Here is a 1,526-nt window from a genome sequence, read left to right as displayed (position 1 = left end):
GGCGAAGTTGTCCATTTCTCGCACGGGCAAGCCGACGTCATAGGCGACGTGCGGGCCGAGGAAGGTGGCGAACTCGCCGGCCGCGTCGCGCGTGCGCCAGAAGGCCGCCATGTCGGCCACGCTCTGCGCGATCGCCGCGTCCTCGATGGTGCCGTCCTTGAACGCCGCTTCGATCCAGTGCTCGAAGCGGGGGCCATCTATCTCCGCGTCCATGCCCTGCATCTCCACGAGGATGTAGAATGCGTGCTGGCCGCTGATGGGCGGGCGCACGCCCTTCACGGTGACGGTCGCCGCGTGCCAGTAGTCCGGCCACATGACCTCGAAGGCCGAGAGCATCGGCCCGAGGCCGCGGCGGGCGCGGGAGAGGAGGTCGGTGACGTGGGCGTAGCTCGCGAGGCCGCAGACGGCGACATGGGTGCAGCCGGGCTTTGGGTGGAGCCGCAGCACCGCGCGAGTGATGATGCCGAGCGTTCCCTCCGAGCCGAGGAAGAGCTGCTTGAGGTCGAAGCCGGCGTTGTTCTTCAGCATCTTGTTGAGGCCGGTGACGAGCGTGCCGTCGGGAGCACGTACTCGAGGCCGAGGACCATCTCGCGCGCCATGCCGTAGCGGATCACGCGGTTGCCGCCGGCATTGGTGGCGAGGTTGCCGCCGATCTGGCAGGAGCCGCGGGCGCCGAGATCCAGCGCGACGAAGAAGCCGGCGTCGTCGGCGGCGCGCTGGATGGCCTCGAGCGGGGTTCCGGCGCGGACGGTGACGGTGGCGGAGTCGGGGTCGATTTCCTCGATGCCGGAGAAACGCTCGAGGGAGAGGGCGACGGCGCCCTCGATCGGCCGGGCGCCGCCGGCGAGGCCGGTCAGGCCGCCCTGGGGGACGACCGGGATGCGGTGGCCGGCGCAGATGCGCATCGCCTCGGCGACGCCTTTGGCGCTGTCGGGGCGGACGAGCGCGAGCGGGCGGACCGGCGGCAGGAAGCTCGCGTCCTGCAGATTGCGCGCGGGCACGTCCGCCCCGGTCAGCAGCGCCGCGGGCGGGAGGTGGGCGGCGAGGTCGGCGAGGCAGGCCTCGGCCGCGGAGGGCAGCGTCTGCGACATTCTTCTCTCGGGGTCAGCTGAAGTAGCGGACGCGGATCGCGTCGATCGCCACGGCGATGAAGATCATCACGCCGCCGATCATGCCGACGTAGAAGGAAGGCACCGAGATGATGGCGAGGCCGACCTGGATCACGGTGAGCAGCAGCACGCCGCCGAGGACGCCGAGCACGTTGCCGCGCCCGCCGAAGACCGAGACGCCGCCGATGATCGGCGCGGCGATCGCGTAGAGCAGATAGCTCGACCCCTGGTTGGAGGTGACCGCCATCTGCCAGGAGGCGAGCAGGTAGCCGGCAACCCCGGCGAGGAAGCCCGCGATGGTGAAGACGGTGATCTTGATGCGGTCGACGCGGATCCCCGCCGAGTTCGAGGCGACCGGGTTGCCGCCGACGGCATAGATGCTGCGGCCGAGAACGGTGCGGCGGAGCATGACGGCCA

3 protein-coding genes are annotated in these 1,526 nt (G+C 70.6%); all 3 read right to left on the bottom strand.

The window, feature by feature from the left end; genetic code table 11:
• Positions 1 to 528: FAD-binding oxidoreductase (locus tag Q0112_RS11470; protein WP_297975417.1), on the bottom strand; the 528-nt coding region annotated here is incomplete at its 3' end.
• Complete coding sequence (locus Q0112_RS11465) at positions 522 to 1,091, bottom strand: FAD-binding oxidoreductase (protein ID WP_297975414.1); 570 nt, start codon at positions 1,089 to 1,091, stop codon at positions 522 to 524. The genes Q0112_RS11465 and Q0112_RS11470, both read right to left, overlap by 7 nt.
• A 13-nt stretch (positions 1,092 to 1,104) precedes the next feature.
• Positions 1,105 to 1,526 (bottom strand): ABC transporter permease (locus tag Q0112_RS11460; RefSeq protein ID WP_367278466.1); only part of this gene is annotated, 422 nt, incomplete at its 5' end.

The sequence above is a fragment of the uncultured Amaricoccus sp. genome, assembly GCF_937858865.1.
In the GTDB taxonomy this organism is placed as follows: Bacteria; Pseudomonadota; Alphaproteobacteria; order Rhodobacterales; family Rhodobacteraceae; genus Amaricoccus.
The sequence above is the reverse complement of the archived record's forward strand: the minus strand, read 5'-3'. Positions and strand labels throughout refer to the sequence as shown.

Bases quoted from the DNA above. Each gene is read 5' to 3' on its own strand.
- Q0112_RS11465 (WP_297975414.1), bottom strand. From the start codon at position 1,091: ATGTCGCAGACGCTGCCCTCCGCGGCCGAGGCCTGCCTCGCCGACCTC.